Below are 18,375 nucleotides of genomic sequence, written 5' to 3' on the forward strand. Positions count from 1 at the left end.
CCGACGACAGTCGAGGCTCACCGAGGGGCGACGGCGCGAAGGCGCCGTCGCCCCTTCGTCGCTTGACGGGGGCACCGGCAGTGGGTTGCATACGTTCTGTGATCGCGCACCGGGCCCCAACCGGCCCAACCCCACTGTTCGCTCTGTCCCTGCGGGTCTCGGGAGCAACGCCGTGGACCCGGTGATCGTCGTCGGCGCGGGCCCCGTGGGGCTCGCGCTCTCGCTGGCCCTGGCCGCGCAGGGCGTTCCCTCCGTCGTCCTCGACGAGGGCGCGGGGAAGGACGAGCCGCGCACCGCGCGTACGGTCGTCCTGCGCGCCGACACGGCGGCCCTGATGGAACGGCTCGGCTGCGCCACGATCCGTGACGAGGGTGCCCGCTGGGTCGGCTGGCGGTCACTGAGGCGCAAGCAGGAGTTGCGTACGCTGCGGCTCGGCGGAAACGATCTGCCTGCCCCGGTGCACATTCCGCAGCACGCTCTGACGCGGGGGCTGCGGGACGCCGCCGCCGCCGTCGATCTGGTGCAGATCGCCACGCACAGCCGGCTCGACGCACTGGAGCAGGACGTCGGCGGGGTCACCGCGCACACCCGCGGACCGGGGGCGACCTGGTGGCGGGGGAGCTATCTGGTCGGCTGCGACGGGGCACGGTCGACCGTGCGGAAACTGCTCGGCATCCGCTTCGCCGGCCGTACCGCGGTGGAGCGCCATGCCGTCGCCGCTCTGCGTACCGAACTGCCCTGGCCGGACGAGGCCGTGCTGCACCGGATGCCGCCGTGGCGCGCGGTCGGCGAGGAGGTGACCGCCAGGGCGCTGCCGGACGGCGCCTGGCGGCTGGACTGGCTGCTGCCGGCCCGCGGCGAACTGGTGACGCCCGACGCGCTGGTGTCCCGGGTACGGGACACGCTGTCCGGCTGGTGCGACGGGCCGCCGCAGTACGACCTCATCGACACCGGCGTCTACACCCTGCACCACCGGCTCGCCCGGCGGTGGCGCGTGGACCGCGCGTTCCTCGCCGGGGACGCCGCCCATCTCCTCGGTGCCGTCGGCACCCAAGGGCTGGACGAGGGGCTGCGTGACGCCGAGAACCTGGCGTGGAAGCTGGCCCAGGCCTGGCACCACGGAGCCTCGGACACCCTGCTCGACAGCTACCAGGCCGAGCGGCGCACAGCGGTGGCCGCACGGCTGCGCGCCGCCGACCAGTCGCTGCCGATACTGCGCGGAAGCGGAGGGCTGCGGGCATGCCTGCCGGGTGCGGCACGCGGCCACGACACCCTCCTGACCGACGGGCACCTGGGGCTCGGCGCGCTGGGTGCGCCCCCGGCGTACCGGCACTCCCCCCTCGCGCCTCCACACGCCGAGGCGCACGCGGCTGTCGGGACCCCGATCGGCGCACCGGTCGCCGATGTGCTCGTCATGGCGCCGGACGGCACGACCGTACGGCTCTGGGACCGGCTGGGGCGGGGCCGGATGCTGGTGGTGCTGGTCGCTCCGGGCACGGGGGTGTGGGACCGACGGCACTGGATGACGGCGGGTGTGATGCCCCGGCTCGCCTCCGCCGTGTCGGCGCTGCCCGCTCCGGCGGAGCTGCTCGTCGCCGAGTCCTATCCGGGGGCCTCGGCACACACGGTGCTGCTGGTTCGGCCGGACGGGCATCTGGTCACGGCTTTCGGGGGCGTGCGCCCTGCCGAGCTGTACGCGGCGGCGGACGCGGTGCGGGGCGGTGCGCCAGGGTCCTCGCCGCGGCGCGAGGAGAACGCCTCCGGCCTGTCGGGGCGGGCCTTCGACCGTACTGCGGACATCAATTGACCGACGCGGGCGCACATGGTGTACTCCGGGCATGACCGACACCGATGTGCGCCTGTGGCGGAGGGTCCATATGGATCTGCTCCGCTATGCGGGCTGCGTGTGTCGCCCGTCCTGCTGACTTCGCCTTCCTTCTCCTCCTCGCGGCCACGTCCGTGCGCGATGCGTACGCGCATGCGTACATACGCACTCACGTCGGCGCATCCACGCCTGCGTGCCTGCGTACGCCGGGGCCGCGCGCACCACTGCGAACTCCCAGGACGGTTCTCGTGCCCCAGTCTGTTCCTGTACGTACGGAAGAGGCCGCGCCCACCGCGGCCGAGCTGCTCGACTTCGTGCGGCACACCGCCGCCGACACCGAACTGATCGCCTCGCTTCCCCTCGACCCCGAGGGCCGCACATGGGTGCGGCTGAACGGGCCTGGCGGCAGTGAGGCGTGGTTGATCGCCTGGCCGCCGGGCACCGGCACCGGCTGGCACGACCACGCGGAATCGGTCGGTGCCTTCGCCACGGCGTCGGGCGAACTCAAGGAGAGCTCCCTCGCCGTACGGCTCCCGGCGAGCGGCTGGAGGACCCTGGAGCTGGCCGAGGACGTGGACCGCGAACGGCGGCTCGGCCCGGGGCAGGGGCGGGCGTTCGGCCGGCACCATGTGCACGAGGTGCTCAACGCGTCCACGGCCGAGCACGCGGTCTCGGTCCACGCGTACTATCCGCCGCTGCCGCTGATCCGCCGTTTCAGCAGGACCGGCGCGGTGCTGCGTCTTGAGCAGGTCGAGCGTCCGGAGGACTGGCAGTGAGCGAACGATCCCTGGGCATCGACGAGTTGCTGGAGCGGGTGCGGGAGGGACTGGACCGTGTCGGGCCGCGCGAGGCGTTCGAGGCGGCGGCGGACGGGGCGCTGCTGGTGGACATCCGCTATGCGGCGCTGCGCAACCGGGACGGGCTGATCCCCGGGGCGCTCGTCGTCGAACGCAATGAACTGGAGTGGCGGCTGGACCCGCTGGGCAGCCATCGCGCACCGGAAGCCACCAGCCACGATCTGCGGGTCGTGGTCGTCTGCAACGAGGGGTACGCCTCGTCGCTCGCAGCGGCTTCGCTCAAGCAGCTCGGACTGCACCGCGCGACGGATCTCGCGGGCGGCTTCCAGGCATGGCGGGCGGAAGGGCTGCCGATCCGGGTGCCGGGCGCAGTGGCGTAGGCGGCCCCGGACCGCGGGCCCGTGCACCGGACAGGCCTCGGTTGAGACCCCTCAGCCGGGCAGGCCTTGGCGATCGGTCCCCAGCAACTGGCTTTGTGCACGAGTTTGGGTCCTTGCTCAACTTCTGTGACGCGGCCACGCTGACTGGACGGCTGAGCTTCTCCGGGCAGTAGGAGAAGTCGCCCGAAAATGAGCCCCCGGCCTGACCCGTCGGCACGGTCAGCGGACCGAGCGGCTGCGCGCGACGCTGGCAGCGGTCGGTCACGCCCTGGCCGGCCGGGCCGGCGTCCGCCTGAGCTCCGCGCTCGGGGTCTGCGTCAGCCGGAGCACCGTCCTGCGCCTGGTCGACGCGCTGCCCGAGCCGGAAGTGCCCGCCCTGCGTGTGGTCGGCGTTGACGAGTACGCCACCCGCAACGGCCGCCACTACGGCACCGTTCTTGTCGACGTCGAGACCCGCCGCCCTGTCGACCTGCTGCCCGACCGGGAGGCATCGAGCCTGGCGGCCTGGCTCGCCGATCGGTCCGGCGTCGAGGTTGTATGCCGGGACCGGGCGCCGTTCTTCGCCGAGGGCGCCACCGCCGGTGCACCGCAGGACGTCCAGGTCGCGGACCGGCGGCATCTCTGGCACAACCTCAGCGAGACCGCCGAGCGGAGCGTCGCCCAGCACCGTCGCTGCCTCCGCACTCTGGTCCCCGCGGTCCCGATCCCGATCCCGGTCCCGGTCCCGGTCCCGGTCCCGAGGCTGTTCCGGCCGCGGACTCGTCCGGTTCTCCTTGGCCGCGCGGGCACCGATTCGCCGATCGGCCCCCGGGCCCGGCATGCCGCCGTCCATGCACTGCTGACGGCGGGACACAGCCGGCGCTCGGTCCAGCGTCAGCTCGGGATGACCTACCGCACCGTCAAGCAGCTCGCCGACGCCGCGACGGCGGAGGGGCTGTTTGCCGGTCAGTGGCAGAACCGGCCCTCCGTCCTCGACGACTACAAGACCTACCTGGACGACCGCGGGAGCGAGGGCTGCACCACCGCCTGGAAGCTGTGGGAGGAGACCGTGCCACTCGGCTACAAGGGCAGCTACCAGCGCGTTCGCGCCTACCTGCACGATAGGCGCACCTCACCGCAGCCGGTGACCGCCCGGCCGCCCTCGCCCCGGACCGTCGCCGGATGGATCCTCCGCCGTCGCCGGCTTGCCCCTGCCCTGGAGCTCGGGCGTTGTCGAAGGCCATGTCAACCGGTTGTCAGGCAGTCTGCTGCGGGTTCAGGTCGAGTGCGATGTGCGGGATGAGCGCGTGCAGGAAGTCAGAGGCGTCGAAGATCTCGCCGGCGGCGGCAACGCCAGAGGTCTTGATGCGGCCGGTCAGGACGCGCTCGAGGGCCTCGGCGACAAGGGGCGCGGTGACGGCGTAGATGTCCTGGCCGCCGGCCGTGGCCCGGCGTTCGGCTCCGCCTGAGCGCACGACGACGTCGACGAGGAAGGTCTGGTCGGAGCGCCCGCTCTTGTCGGCGGCGGTCGGGGCTGGCGTGTGTGTGGCGGCAACGTCGCGGACCGCCTCGGCGGTCATATAGGTGGTCACGTCGGGGATGGACAGGTGCTGGGGAACGGTGACGACGTCCGCCATCGTGAACTCCCCGATCACCGGCCGGGGTCCCATCGGATCCGGGAATCTCCACTCCAGGGTGGGCGCCTCATCGGTGCGACGTTCCCACTGTCCGCCGCTGAAGCGCAGGCGGCTGGCGCCGCGACGCTCGCGGGAGACCGCGCCCGAGAGCCGGGTGCCGGCGGTGGGATGCCAGCTGCTGAGCGCGTAGGCGATGTGCGCCTCGTCGGCTTCGGTCCAGTCGCCCATCGCCGCGGTGGCGAGCAGGTCGCCGAGACCGCCGAAGAAGGCCATGGCCGGGACGATCACCGCTCCCGCGTCCCGGGCCCGCTCGCGGTAGTGGGCGAAGGTGTCGAGGTTTGCCTCGAGTTCGGCGGCCACGTCCAGGTACGGGATGCCCGCGCGCAGCGCGGCCTCGATCACGGGGCCGGTGGTCGAGGCGAAGGGGCCGGCGCAGTTGATGACCGCTGCCGTTCCCGCCAGGGCCCGGTCCAGGGAGGCCGGGTCCTCGACCGACGCCACCCGGGCCTCCAGCAGGTGCTCGTCGGCCAGTTCCTCCAAAGCCTGCGCGTTGCGCCCGGATGACACCGGGACGAACCCCCGCGCGGCCAGCTCCGCCACCACGAACCGCCCGGTGTGACCGTACGCACCGAACACCGTCACCAACTGGCCTGACCCCATGAGACTCCTCCCGTGCACGTGAAACGCCTGCTGCGATGTCGATCCGCTGCGGCCTGACACCCGCATCCTGTCCTCACGGCAGCACCCCGCACGAGTGTCGGAAACGACGTGACACGTACAGTTCCGGACATGCCCACTGTCGCGCTGGCCGTCACCGACGGCATGCTCCACTACGAACTCTCCGTGGCTGTCGAGGTCTTCGGGGCTGACCTGGCCCACATCGTGGACCCTTGGTACGACTTCTCCCTCTGTGGGAGCGGTCCGGTGCGCCTCGACCGCTTCCGTCTGGAACCCGACCACGGACTCGACCACCTCGCGCACGCGGACACGGTGATCGTCCCCGGCTGGGCCGACACGGATCGTGAACCGCCCGCCGAGCTGGTCAAGGCAGTGCGCGCCGCTCACGCGGCCGGCGCCCGCCTGGCCTCACTGTGCACGGGCGCCTTCGTCCTGGGCGCGGCAGGACTGCTCGACGGCAGGCGTGCCACCACACACTGGGCCCACACTCGGGAACTGGCTCGGCGCCACCCAGCGGCCACCGTCGATCCAGACGTCCTCTACGTCGACAACGGCGACGTCCTCACCTCCGCGGGCAAGGCCGCCGCCATGGACCTGTGCCTGCATCTGGTCCGCCTCGACCACGGCTCGGCCATAGCGAACAAGATCGCCCGCCGTCTCGTCATCCCGCCACACCGCGACGGTGGCCAGGCTCAGTTCATCGCAACTCCCGTACCCGCCCCGGGCAACCACCCTCTGGGCGAGCTCTTTCCCTGGGCGATGGAGCGACTGGACCAGCCGCTCACTGTTGAGGATCTGGCCCGCCAGGCCCGAATGAGTTCACGCAACCTCGGCCGCCACTTCAAGCACCTCACCGGGACCACGCCCCTGCAGTGGCTCCACACCCAGCGCATCCGCCACGCCCAGGAACTGTTGGAGACCACCAACGCCACCGTGGACACCATCGCCGTGGCCACCGGCATGGGCACCGCCACCACCCTGCGTCGACACTTCCACCGCAGCGTCGGCGTCCCACCCGACACCTACCGCCGCACCTTCCGCTCCTGAGGAGTAGTCCCAAGGCCCCACCAGGCAATCGAACAGGGCCATAGCACGGTGCTGTCCGACGTGCTGAACAACCGCTGCCCAAACTCGTGAACCAAGCCAAGCAGCGGTACAGAGCGGCTTGCGGCCTGAGCACGGAAGCGGGCCGGTGTCCCGGGGCGCGGTCTCCCTCGCCCCGTCCCCTCCGGGGACACCGGTCCGCTCCTGTGGGTCTTTTCGATCCGCCCCCACGGGCCGGGCGGGCCGGGCCCTCTGGGCTGTGTCTGACACGTCCCGCCTGACGCGCTGCGGGCGGACGGTGCCATTCCGTCAGTTCTGAACCTAGGACAGACCGTCCTCCAGGCCGTCCAGTCCTTCGGTGTCCTCGCCCTCTTCTTCCAGGGCCCGACGGACCACCCGCAGGGCCATACCCTCCGGGTATCCCTTGCGGGCGAGCATGCCCGCGAGACGGCGGAGCCGGCGGTCCCGGTCGAGGCCGCGGGTGGAGCGGAGCTTGCGGGCGACCAGCTCGCGGGCCGTCTCCTCCTCCTGATCGGAGTCGAGCTGCCCGACCGCTTCGTCGATCAGCGCCGAGTCGACGCCCTTGGTGCGCAACTCGCGGGCAAGGGCGCGGCGGGCCAGGCCCCGCCCATGGTGCCGGGACTCCACCCAGGCGTCCGCGAACGCGGCGTCGTCGATGAGGCCGACGTCCTCGAATCGGGACAGGACCTCCTCGGCGACCTCCTCCGGGATCTCGCGCTTGCGCAGCGCGTCGGCGAGCTGCTTGCGGGTGCGCGGGGTGCCGGTGAGCAGGCGCAGGCAGATCGCCCGCGCCCGCTCGCCGGGATCCTGGGGCGGCAGCTCGTTGTCGGCCCTCGACGATGCGGAGCTGCCGCCCGGCCTGTCCGCGGTACGCCGCGTGCTGGGGTCGGGCACGGTACCGGTCAGCTCTTGGTCGCCGTAGCCGCCTTGGTGGCCTTGGTCGCCTTGACGGCGGGCGCGGGCACCGACTTCGCGGGCGCGTCGGTCGGGCTCGCCGCCGCGTCCGCAGCCGGCTCGGCCGCCGGGGCCTCGGGGCTCACTCCGACGCCCAGCTTCTCCTTGATCTTCTTCTCGATCTCATCGGCGAGATCGGGGTTGTCCTTCAGGAAGTTGCGCGCGTTCTCCTTGCCCTGGCCGAGCTGGTCACCCTCGTACGTGTACCAGGCGCCGGCCTTGCGGACGAAGCCGTGCTCCACGCCCATGTCGATCAGGCCGCCCTCGCGGCTGATGCCCTGGCCGTAGAGGATGTCGAACTCTGCCTGCTTGAAGGGCGGCGCCACCTTGTTCTTGACGACCTTGCAGCGGGTGCGGTTGCCGACGGCCTCCGTGCCGTCCTTCAGGGTCTCGATGCGGCGGATGTCGATACGCACCGAGGCGTAGAACTTCAGCGCGCGGCCACCGGTCGTGGTCTCCGGCGAGCCGAACATCACGCCGATCTTCTCGCGGAGCTGGTTGATGAAGATCGCCGTGGTCTTGGACTGGTTGAGCGCGCTGGTGATCTTCCGCAGCGCCTGGCTCATCAGCCGGGCCTGAAGACCGACGTGGGAGTCACCCATCTCGCCCTCGATCTCCGCACGCGGCACGAGCGCGGCGACGGAGTCGATGACGATCAGGTCGAGCGCGCCGGAGCGGACGAGCATGTCGACGATCTCGAGCGCCTGCTCGCCGTTGTCCGGCTGGGAGAGGATCAGATTGTCGATGTCGACACCGAGCTTCTTCGCGTACTCGGGGTCGAGGGCGTGCTCGGCGTCGACGAAGGCGACCTGGCCGCCGGCCTTCTGCGCGTTGGCCACGGCGTGCAGCGTCAGGGTCGTCTTACCGGAGGACTCCGGCCCGTACACCTCCACCACGCGGCCACGCGGCAGGCCGCCGACGCCGAGCGCGACGTCGAGCGCGGTCGACCCGGTGGGGATGACCTCGATGGGCTCGTTCGGCCGCTCGCCCAGGCGCATCACGGCGCCCTTGCCGAATTGTCGTTCAATCTGTGCGAGCGCGGCGTCGAGCGCCTTCTCGCGGTCGGTTCCTGCCATGGGTTCCACCCGATTTGCTTGAGTCGATCGCTTCACGTCAAAGACGCTATCCCGTGCCACTGACAATGCGCCCCGGCGTCCCTCCAGCCTGCGGATAACCCGGCGAAAACCCCGGGATTCCAAGGCCGGACTCCCATCAGAATGGATGTTCGATTTTGGTGTCAAGCGCACCACACGCACCAGGGCGGAGGTGCCGTGGCCGAGCGTCGTGGTCGGCCAGTGAGCGTGGTGGCCGGCCACTCTGAGCACCGACGCTCGTTCAGGTCAGGGACGCCCGCACAGCCGTGCCCGCACCATGGAGGACACGGCGTCACCCTTGCCCCCGACGCGCCGGAACAGGCATATCCGCAGGTCAGACGGTGTCCGGCGGATCACGCTCCGTAGGCTCGGGTCCATGCATGCCACCCTGACGGATCGCGCCCGATGCGTTCTCGGGGAGGCCCCCTTGTCCTAGCGAGTGGCAACGGCCCGGCGGCCTGCCTGACGGTGGACTGGGAGTTCGTACATGCCGCCCGATGCTGATGGCGAACATGCGGTGGTTGTCGCGCTACCGCAGGCCTCGGTGTCCGTGCCGGGACGCCGCTCGATGGCAATCGGTCGAAGTCCAGAGCAGGACGGCAGGCGCGCCGCGGACGGGGAGCCTCAGGCGCCGCTCTGCTCCGGAGGAGGCGTCTCGTCCCGCTTGGTGCGCAGCGCGCGCTGGAGGCGGGCGAGGACCGCCTCGCCGTGGCGCCGGTGGCCGTGGACGCGCGGGTCCTCCGTCACGGCGTACCGCTTCACATACGCGCCGAGGAAGGCCTGCAGCGTGGCGACCGCGGGAATCGCGATCAGCGCGCCGACGGCGCCCAGCAGCGCGGTGCCGGCGATGACCGAGCCGAACGCGACCGCAGGGTGGATGTCCACCGTCTTGGAAGTGAGCTTGGGCTGCAGCACGTAGTTCTCGAACTGCTGGTAGATCAGGACGAAGCCCAGCACCCACAGCGCGTACCAGGGCTCGATCGTGAACGCGATCAGCATCGGCAAAGCGCCCGCGAGGTAGGTGCCGATCGTGGGGATGAACTGCGACACCAGTCCGACCCACACGGCCAGCGCCGGGGCGTACGGCACGCCCAGGAGCGCCAGCAGGATGTAGTGGGCGACGCCGGAGATCAGCGCCATGAGCCCGCGCGAGTAGATGTAGCCGCCGGTCTTGTCGACCGCGATCTCCCAGGCCCGCAGCACCTCGGCCTGCTTGGACGGCGGCAGCACCGAGCAGAGCGCGCGCCGCAGGCGGGGTCCGTCGGCCGCGAAGTAGAAGGAGAACAGGAAGATCGTCAGCAGCTTGAACAGTCCGCCGAGCACGGTCGCCGAGACGTCGAGCACCCCGCTCGCGCTGTTCTGCACGTACTTCTGCAGCCAGTCGGAGCGCAGCAGACTGTCCTGGATCGCGACCCGGGACAGTTCGCTGTGGAACGTCTTGTTGATCCAGTTGATCACCTGGTCGAGGTACTGGGGGAATTCCTCGACCATCTCGACGATCTGGCCGGCCAGCATCGAGCCGAGCAGCACGACGAAGCCGACGCCGGCGATCAGCACGGCGATGAAGACGAGGAAGGTGGCGACGCCGCGGCGCATGCCGCGGGCCGCCATCCGGCCCACGGCGGGCTCGATCGCCAGCGCGAGGAAGAACGCGATCAGCACGTTGATCAGCAGGCCGATGAGCTGGTGGAAGGCCCAGCTCCCGAGCTGGAAGCAGCCGTAGAGCGCCAGCGCCAGCACCATGGCGCGGGGCAGCCAGCGCGGCATCCGCCCCGGCCCGCCGGCCGTGACGGCACGCCCGCCGGTCCCGGCCCCGCCGTCCGGAGCGGTGGCGGGCGCGGGGACCCTGGCCGGTGCCTCGGGCCCGGCAGCCGGGCGGCCTGCGTCGTCGTCGAGCCGCCCGGCCTCCGCGTACTGGGTGGTCGGGCGGTTCTCGTCCTGGGCGGTGTCGTCAGTCGGTGCCACGGAGCCAGTCTCGCCTACCGCGGCGGCAACCGGCGCGGGCCTGTGGACAACTTCCGGATACGGGCGCTCAACGCTTGTCCGCGGGGATGCCGACCGCGGCGCAGACCCCGCGCCAGACGTCCTTCGTCTCCCAGCCGGCGGCCAGCGCCTCGTGGACCGTGCGGCCCCCGAGTTCGGCCATCACATGGTCACGCGCGAAGGATTCGGCGTACGCCGCGCCGAAGTGCTCTTCCATCCGTTCCCAGAAAATCGTCAACCGCATGACACCAGTATCCGCCCCCTGAGAGTGCAGCCTTGCCCGTACGCCTTGCCGAAACCCGTTTCCGCCCTACCGTCGGAGCATGGCTGGAACACCTCTGGCGCGGGCCGAGCACTTCGTCTGGCTGACGGCCCGCGTGCTGGAACAGCGGCGGTTCGCGTACCACTTCCTGGGTGCGGCGGCGGACCCGGTCGAGGCGGCGCTGACCGCGTACCTCAACGAGGACGGCGGCTACGGCCACGCCCTCGAGCCCGATCTGCGCGGCCCCGTGAGCCAGCCGCTGCACACGGCGCAGGCCCTGCGCGTCCTGGACTCCGTGGGGCGCTGCGGCGGGCTGCGCGTGGAGCGGATGTGCCGCTACTTCACGGACGTGGCCACCCGGGACGGGGCACTGCCCGTGATCCATCCCTCGCAGCGGGGCTACCCGACGGCTCCGTTCATCCCGATCGTCTCGGAGCCGCCGAGCGAGCTGCTGGCCACCGGGCCGGTGGTCGGCCTGCTGCACCGCAACCAGGTGTGGCACGCGTGGCTGTTCCGCGCGACCGACTTCTGCTGGGCCGCGGTGGAGGGGCTGAAGAAGTCGCATCCGTACGAGATCCAGGCGGCGATCGCGTTCCTGGACGGTGTCCCGGACCGGTCGCGCGCCGAGGCGGTGGCGGACCGGCTCGGGCGGCTCGTCCGCGAGCAGCGGCTCGTGGTGCTGGACCCGCGCCGGTCGGACGACTACCCGGTGGCGGCCGGGTACGCGCCGGGCGAACACCACTTCGCGTACGACTACGCGCGCGTGCCGGATTCGCTGGCGCGCCGCTGGTTCACGGACGAGGAGATGGAACGGTCCCTGGACCATCTCGCCCGTGAGCAGCAGGAGGACGGCGGCTGGCCGGTCCGGTGGCGCCAGTGGGCGCCGAGCACCGCCCTGGAGTGGCGTCCCATCGTGACGATCGAGGCGCTGCGGACGTTGCGGGCGCACGGACGCGTGCTGCGCTGAGGCACGGGCGGTGCGGCGCCTCAGCCTCCGAGCGCCCGTACCCCGGCCGTGACGAGCACGGCGGCCGCGACGACAAGGAGGAAAGGCGCTCGCAGGACCAGCGCGATCGCGGCTGCGCCCAGACCCGCGGCCCTGGCGTCGAGCACCAGCGCGTTCCCGGCGCTGAAGGTCTGCTGGGCGGTGAGCGCGGCCAGCAGGGCCACCGGCAGCAGGGCGGCGAGCCGCTGGACGAGCGGGCGCTCCAGCGCCCCCGCAGGGACCAGTAGCCCGACCAGTTTGACCAGGTAGCACGCGACGGCGGTCACGCCGATCGCGATCCAGACGTTCAACGGTCCGCTCCCTTCCGCTTGTTCATGATCGTGCGGCCCTGCCACCACAGCACGGCCGGTGCGGCGAGTGCCGCGACGAGCACCGGAACTCCGGCGGGGAGCACGGGCAGCAGTCCGAGGCCCAGGACGACGGCGATGCCCGCTACCGCCCGCTCGGTCGTCGTGCGCAGCATGGGGGCCAGCAGGGCGAGGAACACGGCGGGCCCGGCCGCGTCCAGGCCCCAGGCGTTCGTGTCGCCGATCGCCTCGGCGCCGAGCGCGCCGAGCAGCGTGGTGAGGTTCCACAGCACGTAGAGGGTGAGGCCGGTGGCGGTGAATCCGAGGCGTGCGGCCCGGCGGGTGGGCTGGGCCAGGGCGACGGCGGTGGTCTCGTCGATGACCCAGTGGGCGGCGAAGGGACGTACGGACCGGGGCAGGGCGAGGAGCTGGGACAGCCTGAGGCCGTAGAAGGCGTTGCGGGTGCCGAGGAAGAAGGCGCCGGCAGCGGCGGTGAACGGGTTGCCGCCCGCCGCGAGCGCGCCGACCAGCGCGAACTGAGAGGCGCCGGTGAACACGAGCAGGCTGAGGGCGCAGATCTGCAGGACGTCGAGACCGGCGCCTGCGCCCGTCACCCCGAAAGCGAAGCCGGACAGGCCGACGGCGACGCCGACGCCCAGGGCGTCCCGTACGACGGCGGAATCCGCCTTCAGCGGTGCGCCGTGGGCCGCGTCCCGGCCGGGCTCACCGGCCACTGCACGGGGTTCGCCTTCCCGGGGTATCTCTGCTGATGCTGTCTGTTCTGCCACGCCCTGGACGTTACGGGGGCGGCGCGTCCCGGGTCTTGTACGTTCTTGCACCCAAGCGGGGTCGAGGCCCAGGCGGCGTCGAGGTCCTGGGTGGCTCGGCTCGTTTCAGCGGGCCCTGCCGACTCCGCGTCCCCGCTGGTACGCGCCGGGCGGCACACCCACGATCCGCGTGAAGTGCCGGTTGAGATGAGGCTGATCGGCGAATCCCACGGCGACGGCGGTCTGTGCCGGGGCCGTGCCCAGGTCCAGCAGCCGACGGGCCCGGCGGACCCGCGCGTCGGTGAGCCAGGCGTGCGGAGGCATGCCGTAGCTGTTGCGGAAGGCCCGCAGCAGGGCGAACGGACTGGTGCCCAGCTCCGCGGCCAGGACCTGGAGGGTGGGCGGATCGTCCATCCGCTCCTCCAGCAGTGCACGGGCGCGTGCCGCGTCGCGCGCGCCCGACGTGCGCGGTTCGCGCGTCGGCAGGGTGCTTCCGTAGTGGCGCAGCATGCGGGCGACCATGATCCGCAGGACGCTGTCGGCGGCCAGCGCGTTGCCCTCCTCGGCCGCGCGGTGGACCTCCCGGATCAGCCGGGCCGCCTGGTGATCGACCACATCCGTCTCGGCGAAGCCCGCGGTGCCACGGATGGTCGTGGTCTCCTCGGCGATCTCGGCGACCACCTGCGCCGACGGATAGAGGGTCGAGTACACCCAGCCCTCGGGGGTCCCGGCCCTGGCGCTGTGCGGGACCTCCGGATTGATCATGACGACGGTGCCGGGGCCGGCGTGCACGACGCCGCCGGGCAGTCCGACCTCCTCGACACCGCCGGTGATGGTGGCGAAGACGTAACCCTCGTGGCTGTGACGGGGGAAGGTGTGCCGGACGTAACGGGCTCGCAGCAGATCGATGCCCGGCAGCAGTTCGGGCTGCCAGTACCGCGCCCACTCACCCTCCGCCATGAGGTCATTCTCGCAGGTCCGGGCGATTGTCAGTGGGGCGGTGCACGATGGGGGCATGTCCAGGACGGCACTCGATTCCTTCTCGCCCGCGACCCGTGGCTGGTTCACGGGGGCGTTCAGCGCGCCCACCGCGGCCCAGGAAGGCGCCTGGCAGGCGATCGGGCGGGGGTCGGACGTGCTGGTCGTGGCACCGACCGGTTCCGGCAAGACCCTCGCGGCGTTCCTCGCGGCGCTCGACCGTCTCGCGTCCGCTCCGCCGCCCGCGGACGCGAAGCAGCGCTGCCGTGTGCTGTACGTGTCGCCGCTCAAGGCGCTGGCGGTCGACGTCGAGCGGAATCTGCGCAGCCCGCTGACCGGAATCCGCCAGGAGTCCGTCCGGCTCGGGCTGCCCGAGCCCGAGGTGCGGGTCGGGATCCGGTCCGGTGACACCCCGGCCGCCGAGCGGCGGGCGCTGGCGACCCGCCCGCCGGACATTCTGATCACCACTCCCGAGTCGCTGTTCCTGATGCTGACGTCGTCCACCCGCGAGGCGCTGACCGGTGTCGAAACGGTGATCCTGGACGAGGTGCACGCGGTGGCGGGCACCAAGCGGGGTGCGCATCTCGCCCTTTCACTGGAGCGGCTGGACGAGCTGCTCCCCCGCCCCGCGCGCCGGATCGGGCTGTCGGCGACCGTCCGGCCGGTGGACGAGGTGGCGCGCTATCTGTCGCCGCAGCGAAAGGTGGAGATCGTCCAGCCGCCGTCCGGCAAGGAGTTCGACCTCTCCGTCGTCGTTCCGGTCGAGGACCTGGGCGAGCTCGGGGGTTCCCCGGCCGCCGAGGCGGACGGCCCCGGTGAGAAGCCGTCGATCTGGCCGCATGTGGAGGAGCGGATCGCCGATCTGGTGCAGGCCCACCGTTCGACGATCGTCTTCGCCAACTCCCGTCGGCTGGCCGAGCGGTTGTGCAACCGGCTCAACGAGATCGCGTACGAACGGGCGGTCGGCGAACCGCTTCCCGAAGGCGCTCCGCCCGCCGAGATCATGGCGCAGTCGGGCGCCGCGCAGGGCGCACCGGCGCTGCTCGCCCGTGCGCACCACGGCTCGGTCTCCAAGGAGCAGCGCGCGCTCGTCGAGGAGGATCTGAAGGCGGGCCGGCTGCCCGCGGTCGTCGCGACGTCGAGCCTGGAGCTGGGCATCGACATGGGCGCGGTGGACCTGGTCGTCCAGGTCGAGTCGCCACCGTCGGTCGCCTCCGGTCTTCAGCGCGTCGGCCGCGCTGGACACCAGGTGGGCGCTGTGTCCACAGGCGTGGTCTTCCCCAAGTACCGGGGCGATCTCGTCCAGGCCGCCGTGGTCACCGAGCGGATGCGCACCGGCTCGATCGAGTCGCTCCGTATCCCGGCCAATCCGCTGGACGTGCTGGCCCAGCAGCTCGTCGCCATGGTCGCCCTCGACACCTGGCAGGTCGACGATCTGCTCACCGTGGTGCGGCGCGCCGCTCCTTTCGCCTCGCTCCCCGAGTCTGCCTTCACGGCCGTGCTGGACATGCTGGCGGGCCGCTATCCCTCCGACGCCTTCGCGGAACTGCGCCCGCGCGTGGTGTGGGACCGAGTCGCCGGGACGGTCACGGGGCGTCCCGGCGCCCAGCGGCTCGCCGTCACCTCGGGCGGCACGATCCCGGACCGGGGTCTCTTCGGCGTCTTTCTCGCCGGGGCCGACCCGAAGAAGGGAGGCGGCCGGGTCGGCGAGCTCGACGAGGAGATGGTCTACGAGTCCCGCGTCGGCGACGTCTTCACCCTGGGCACCACCTCCTGGCGGATCGAGGACATCACCCGCGACCGGGTGCTGGTCTCCCCCGCGCCCGGCGTGCCCGGCCGGCTGCCGTTCTGGAAGGGCGACCAGCTCGGCCGGCCGCTCGAACTGGGCCGTGCGGTCGGCGCGTTCCTCCGCGAGGTCGGTTCGCTGCCCGAGGAGGACGCCCGGCTGCGGCTGATGACCGCCGGTCTCGACGCATGGGCGGCCGGCAATGTGCTCTCGTATCTCGACGAGCAGCGCCGCGCCTGCGGTCATGTGCCCGACGACCGCACGATCCTCGTCGAGCGGTTCCGTGACGAGCTGGGCGACTGGCGGGTCGTGGTGCACTCACCGTTCGGAGCCCAGGTGCATGCCCCGTGGGCGCTCGCACTGGGCGCGCGTCTCGCCGAGCGGTACGGCATGGACGCACAGGTCATGCACGCGGACGACGGAATCGTGCTGCGGCTGCCCGACGCCGATCTGATGGGCCTGGACCTGCTCGACCAGGACCCGGTGCACCTGGACACGGCGTACGACAGCGACCAGGCCCCGATCGGTGCCGCCGACGCCCTCTTCGACAAGGGGGAGATCCGTCAGATCGTCACCGACCAGGTGGGCGGCTCCGCGCTGTTCGCGTCCCGCTTCCGCGAGTGCGCGGCGCGTGCTCTGCTGCTGCCGCGCCGCAGCCCCGGCAAGCGCACCCCTCTCTGGCAGCAGCGTCAGCGCGCGGCCCAGCTGCTCCAGGTGGCAAGCGAGTTCGGCTCGTTCCCGATCGTCCTGGAGGCCGTGCGGGAGTGCCTTCAGGACGTCTTCGACGTCCCCGGGCTCGAAGAGCTGATGGGCGACATCGAGGCCCGCCGGGTCCGGCTGGTGGAGGTCACCACACCGGAGCCGTCCCCGTTCGCCCGCTCCCTCCTCTTCGGCTACGTGGCGCAGTTCCTGTACGAGGGCGACTCACCACTGGCCGAGCGCCGCGCCGCCGCGCTCTCCCTGGACTCCCGGCTGCTCGCCGAGTTGCTCGGCCAGGCGGAGCTGCGGGAGCTGCTCGACGCGGATGTCCTCGGGGAGCTGGAGCAGGAGCTCCGGTGGCTCACGGAGGACCGCAGACTCAAGGACGCGGAAGGCGTCGCCGACGCGCTGCGTGTCCTCGGGCCGCTCACCACGGCCGAGCTGACCGAGCGGGGCGCGGACCCCCGCTGGCCGGAGGAGCTCGCCGGGGCCCGCCGTGCCATCCGGGTACGCATCGCGGGCGCCGACCACTGGGCGGCCATCGAGGACGCCGGACGGCTGCGGGACGCGCTGGGCACGGCGCTCCCCGTGGGCGTCCCCGAGGCGTTCATGGAGCCGGTGAAGGATCCGCTGGGCGACCTGCTGGCTCGCTTCGCCCGTACGCACGGCCCGTTCACCTCGTCCCAGGCCGCCGCACGGTTCGGGCTCGGCGCGGCCGTCACGGACGGGGCGTTGCAGCGCCTCGCGGCAGGCGGGCGCGTGGTGCAGGGCGAGTTCCACCCGTCCGGCATCGGCCAGGAGTGGTGCGACGCGGCCGTGCTGCGGCGGCTGCGCCGCCGCTCCCTCGCCGCGCTCCGCCAGGAGCTGGAGCCGGTCCCGCCAGCCGCGCTCGCGACCTTCCTCCCCCAGTGGCAGCACCTGGGGAACAACAGCCTGCGCGGCATCGACGGACTGGCCCGCGCCGTCGAGCAGTTGCAGGGCGCACCCGTCCCCGCCTCCGCGCTGGAGAAGCTGATCCTCCCGTCCCGGGTCGGCGGCTACGCACCGGGCCTGCTCGACGAGCTGACGACGGCCGGCGAGGTGGTGTGGGCAGGAGCGGGCGCGCTGCCCGGCAAGGACGGCTGGATCTCCCTCTATCTCGCCGACGCGGTCCCGCTGCTGCTCCCGCAGCCGCACCCACTGGAGCCGACGGCCCTGCACGAGTCGGTCCTCACGGCCCTCTCCGGTGGATACGGCCTGTTCTTCCGCCAGATCGCCGACCAGGTCCGCACCACCACCCATCCCGACGTCACCGATCCCCAACTGGCCGACGCGCTCTGGGACCTGGCGTGGTCGGGGCGCCTGACCAACGACACCCTGGGGCCGCTGCGCTCGCTCCTCGGCTCGGGCCGTACCGCCGGCTCCACGGCGCACCGCGCCAAACGCACGGTCCCGCGCGGGCGTTACGGGTCGCTGACGGCAGCCGCGCGCCCCGCGTCCCGGAGCGGCCCCCCCACCGTCTCCGGTCGCTGGTCCCTGCTCCCCGCTCCGGAGCCCGACCCCACGCACCGCGCGCATGCCCTGGCCCGCACGCTGCTGGATCGTCACGGCGTGGTCACCCGGGGCGCGGTCGCCGCCGAAGGGGTCGAGGGCGGGTTCTCGGCGACGTACCGCATCCTGTCCGCCTTCGAGGACAGCGGGCAGGCCCGTCGGGGCTATGTCGTCGAAGGCCTGGGTGCCGCGCAGTTCGCCATGGACGGTGCGGTGGACCGGCTTCGAGCAGCGTCGACCGCCCGTGATCGTGCCGACGCGCACACCGCACCCCGCGCCGTGGTCCTCGCGGCCGCCGATCCGGCGAACGCGTACGGGGCGGCGCTGCCCTGGCCGGAGCCACCGACCGGCGCAGGCCACAAGCCCGGACGCAAGGCCGGCTCCCTGGTCGTCCTCGTCGACGGCGAGCTCACGCTCTACATGGAGCGCGGCGGGAAGACCTTGCTGTCGTGGCCGACCGAGCCGGATGCCCCGCCGCTGCGGGCGGCGGCCGAGGCGCTCGCCGCGGCGGCCCGGGCGGGCACGCTCGGCACGGTCACGGTCGAGCGGATCAACGGCACCGCGGCTCTGACCTCACCACTCGCTCGCCCGCTGGAGGAATCCGGCTTCCACGCCACCCCTCGGGGCCTGCGCATCCGGGCCTGACGGAGCGGGCCCACCCCACCCCG

The 18,375-nt window shown here is 72.2% G+C and carries 15 protein-coding genes and 1 pseudogene; 8 read left to right on the forward strand and 8 right to left on the reverse strand.

From position 1 onward, the window contains the following. Window positions 1-172: 172 nt before the first annotated feature. The 5 genes from ACIQMR_RS28635 (at window position 173) to ACIQMR_RS28655 (ending at window position 4,284) form a co-directional block, all read left to right on the forward strand. Window positions 173-1,807 (forward strand): FAD-dependent monooxygenase, encoded by a 1,635-nt coding sequence (locus ACIQMR_RS28635; protein ID WP_401393162.1) that lies wholly within the window; start codon window positions 173-175, stop codon window positions 1,805-1,807. A gap of 70 nt (window positions 1,808-1,877) precedes the next feature. Beyond that, on the forward strand, window positions 1,878-1,925 hold the full coding sequence (locus ACIQMR_RS28640; RefSeq protein ID WP_311314449.1) for a hypothetical protein: 48 nt from the start codon (window positions 1,878-1,880) through the stop codon (window positions 1,923-1,925). Between the two features lie 148 nt (window positions 1,926-2,073). After that, a complete protein-coding gene (locus ACIQMR_RS28645; protein ID WP_401393165.1) occupies window positions 2,074-2,601 on the forward strand; it encodes a cysteine dioxygenase in 528 nt (175 codons plus the stop codon). Continuing rightward, a complete protein-coding gene (locus ACIQMR_RS28650) occupies window positions 2,598-3,002 on the forward strand; it encodes a rhodanese-like domain-containing protein (RefSeq protein ID WP_401393168.1) in 405 nt (134 codons plus the stop codon). Before ACIQMR_RS28645 ends, ACIQMR_RS28650 begins: the two co-directional genes overlap by 4 nt. Before the next feature lie 367 nt (window positions 3,003-3,369). After that, on the forward strand, window positions 3,370-4,284 hold the full coding sequence (locus ACIQMR_RS28655) for a transposase (RefSeq protein ID WP_401393171.1): 915 nt from the start codon (window positions 3,370-3,372) through the stop codon (window positions 4,282-4,284). Here ACIQMR_RS28655 and ACIQMR_RS28660 read toward each other — a convergent pair. Next, entirely contained in the window at window positions 4,238-5,278 is a 1,041-nt protein-coding gene (locus tag ACIQMR_RS28660) for a saccharopine dehydrogenase family protein (protein ID WP_401393173.1), read from the reverse strand. The two genes, ACIQMR_RS28655 and ACIQMR_RS28660, sit on opposite strands and share 47 nt — an antisense overlap. Before the next feature lie 129 nt (window positions 5,279-5,407). Here ACIQMR_RS28660 and ACIQMR_RS28665 point away from each other — a divergent pair, with 129 nt between their 5' ends. Further along, complete coding sequence (locus ACIQMR_RS28665) at window positions 5,408-6,343, forward strand: helix-turn-helix domain-containing protein (RefSeq protein ID WP_401393175.1); 936 nt, start codon at window positions 5,408-5,410, stop codon at window positions 6,341-6,343. A gap of 318 nt (window positions 6,344-6,661) precedes the next feature. On the opposite strand, the pseudogene recX reads toward ACIQMR_RS28665, so the two are convergent. From recX to ACIQMR_RS28685, 4 genes and pseudogenes are all read right to left on the reverse strand, one after another. Further along, window positions 6,662-7,381, reverse strand: a pseudogene (recX, locus tag ACIQMR_RS28670) (recombination regulator RecX); the annotation flags it as partial. Beyond that, entirely contained in the window at window positions 7,264-8,391 is a 1,128-nt protein-coding gene (recA, locus tag ACIQMR_RS28675) for a recombinase RecA (RefSeq protein WP_401393178.1), read from the reverse strand. The gene recA and the pseudogene recX, both read right to left, overlap by 118 nt. A 642-nt stretch (window positions 8,392-9,033) precedes the next feature. Continuing rightward, window positions 9,034-10,176: an AI-2E family transporter gene (locus tag ACIQMR_RS28680; protein ID WP_401393243.1), complete on the reverse strand. Its 1,143-nt coding sequence runs from the start codon at window positions 10,174-10,176 to the stop codon at window positions 9,034-9,036. A gap of 265 nt (window positions 10,177-10,441) precedes the next feature. Further along, window positions 10,442-10,636: a DUF3046 domain-containing protein gene (locus ACIQMR_RS28685; protein ID WP_401393180.1), complete on the reverse strand. Its 195-nt coding sequence runs from the start codon at window positions 10,634-10,636 to the stop codon at window positions 10,442-10,444. Between the two features lie 79 nt (window positions 10,637-10,715). Here ACIQMR_RS28685 and ACIQMR_RS28690 point away from each other — a divergent pair, with 79 nt between their 5' ends. Beyond that, window positions 10,716-11,621 (forward strand): hypothetical protein, encoded by a 906-nt coding sequence (locus tag ACIQMR_RS28690; RefSeq protein WP_401393183.1) that lies wholly within the window; start codon window positions 10,716-10,718, stop codon window positions 11,619-11,621. Between the two features lie 20 nt (window positions 11,622-11,641). On the opposite strand, the gene ACIQMR_RS28695 is transcribed toward ACIQMR_RS28690, so the two are convergent. The 3 genes from ACIQMR_RS28695 to ACIQMR_RS28705 form a co-directional block, all read right to left on the reverse strand. Beyond that, window positions 11,642-11,950, reverse strand: a complete 309-nt coding sequence (locus ACIQMR_RS28695) for an AzlD domain-containing protein (protein ID WP_266388512.1) — start codon at window positions 11,948-11,950, stop codon at window positions 11,642-11,644. Beyond that, window positions 11,947-12,681, reverse strand: a complete 735-nt coding sequence (locus ACIQMR_RS28700; RefSeq protein ID WP_401393246.1) for an AzlC family ABC transporter permease — start codon at window positions 12,679-12,681, stop codon at window positions 11,947-11,949. The genes ACIQMR_RS28695 and ACIQMR_RS28700 overlap by 4 nt, the downstream gene beginning before the upstream one ends. A 159-nt stretch (window positions 12,682-12,840) precedes the next feature. After that, entirely contained in the window at window positions 12,841-13,674 is an 834-nt protein-coding gene (locus ACIQMR_RS28705) for an AraC family ligand binding domain-containing protein (RefSeq protein ID WP_401393186.1), read from the reverse strand. A 55-nt stretch (window positions 13,675-13,729) separates the two neighbouring features. Between ACIQMR_RS28705 and ACIQMR_RS28710 the strand changes: the two genes are divergently transcribed. Beyond that, entirely contained in the window at window positions 13,730-18,352 is a 4,623-nt protein-coding gene (locus ACIQMR_RS28710; protein ID WP_401393189.1) for an ATP-dependent helicase, read from the forward strand. The last annotated feature ends 23 nt before the right edge of the window (window positions 18,353-18,375 follow it).

It is taken from the genome of Streptomyces sp. NPDC091376, assembly GCF_044757085.1.
GTDB classification, from domain to species: Bacteria; Actinomycetota; Actinomycetes; order Streptomycetales; family Streptomycetaceae; genus Streptomyces; species Streptomyces pratisoli.

Bases quoted from the DNA above. Each gene is read 5' to 3' on its own strand.
- ACIQMR_RS28680 (WP_401393243.1), bottom strand. From the start codon at position 10,176: ATGCCGCGCTGGCTGCCCCGCGCCATGGTGCTGGCGCTGGCGCTCTAC.
- ACIQMR_RS28705 (WP_401393186.1), bottom strand. From the start codon at position 13,674: ATGGCGGAGGGTGAGTGGGCGCGGTACTGGCAGCCCGAACTGCTGCCG.
- ACIQMR_RS28660 (WP_401393173.1), bottom strand. From the start codon at position 5,278: ATGGGGTCAGGCCAGTTGGTGACGGTGTTCGGTGCGTACGGTCACACC.
- ACIQMR_RS28685 (WP_401393180.1), bottom strand. From the start codon at position 10,636: ATGCGGTTGACGATTTTCTGGGAACGGATGGAAGAGCACTTCGGCGCG.
- recA (WP_401393178.1), bottom strand. From the start codon at position 8,391: ATGGCAGGAACCGACCGCGAGAAGGCGCTCGACGCCGCGCTCGCACAG.
- ACIQMR_RS28690 (WP_401393183.1), top strand. From the start codon at position 10,716: ATGGCTGGAACACCTCTGGCGCGGGCCGAGCACTTCGTCTGGCTGACG.
- ACIQMR_RS28710 (WP_401393189.1), top strand. From the start codon at position 13,730: ATGTCCAGGACGGCACTCGATTCCTTCTCGCCCGCGACCCGTGGCTGG.
- ACIQMR_RS28665 (WP_401393175.1), top strand. From the start codon at position 5,408: ATGCCCACTGTCGCGCTGGCCGTCACCGACGGCATGCTCCACTACGAA.